Here is a 1,000-nt window from a genome sequence, read left to right on the forward strand (position 1 = left end):
AGTGCTGCACCCGCATCCCCACGGGCGAGAACGGAGGCCAACGATGAACGCGCCCAAGCGTTCCGGCGGTGTCGCCGGGCCGCTCGCGGTCGCGGGGGGGGGGGCGCTGGCGGTGGGCGTGTGCTGTGCCGGTCCCGCCCTGATCGCCGGTGGTGTGCTCGCCGGTCTCGGTGGCGTCTTGACCAGCCCGTGGCTGCTCGGCGCCGGCTTGTTGGTCGTGGCCGCCGCCGTCGGCTACACCCTGCGGCGGCGCGCCGCAGGCAAGGCCGCCCGGTGTTGCCCGACACCACCGGGTGCGGACGGGCCCGCCGCCCCGGGCGATCACCACCTCGAGAGCGTGCGCCATGACCACCTCGAATACTGAGACCACGCCGACCGACACCCCGATGGGCGTGCGGGAGACCGTGTTGACGCTGCTCGCGCTGGCCGCAGGCGGCCTGTCGTCGCTGCTGATCGTGGCTGCGACCACCAGGGGCGGCCTGGCCTCGATGCAGGTGTTGTTCTGGGCGATCGGGCTGCCCGGCATGCTGCTGGTCTTCGCCATCGGCGGCTACGCCCATTTCGCGGAATACCCGCGGCTGGCCAACCGGATCGCGGTCGGCGTCCTCGGCGGGATCGCGCTGACCGCCGCCCTCGAGGTCGTCCGCTCTGCGGGCGTGCACCTGGGATACCTGTCGGACGATGAGCCGACGATGTTCGGTGCGATGATCACCGGCGCCGACCACATGGCCGCCCCGACCCTGGCTTCCTACACGCTGGGAATCGTCTACCACTTCTTCAATGGCATCTCTTTCGCGCTGGTGTATTCCATCGTGTTCGGCCGCACCCGCTGGTGGGGTCCGGTGGCGTTCTCGGTGTTCGTCGTGTGGGTCGGCATGATGCTGTTGCCCCCGATGGCACCCATGCTCGGCGCGTTCGGCACCGGCAAATACGCGAGCGCCTGGAACCCGTACGTGGCCGACACCCTGCTCGCCCACATCGCCATGGGCCTGGCACTGGC

The 1,000-nt window shown here is 70.7% G+C and carries 2 protein-coding genes; both read left to right on the forward strand.

Annotated elements, in window-relative coordinates:
- Positions 1-364: mercuric ion transporter MerT (gene merT, locus ABVB68_RS36825; protein WP_353605579.1), on the forward strand; the 364-nt coding region annotated here is incomplete at its 5' end.
- Positions 345-1,000, forward strand: a 656-nt coding sequence (locus tag ABVB68_RS36830) for a hypothetical protein (RefSeq protein WP_353605580.1), incomplete at its 3' end; no start/stop codon positions are given. The genes merT and ABVB68_RS36830, both read left to right, overlap by 20 nt.

Source organism: Streptomyces sp. NPDC096012, assembly GCF_040426375.1.
In the GTDB taxonomy this organism is placed as follows: Bacteria; Actinomycetota; Actinomycetes; order Streptomycetales; family Streptomycetaceae; genus Streptomyces.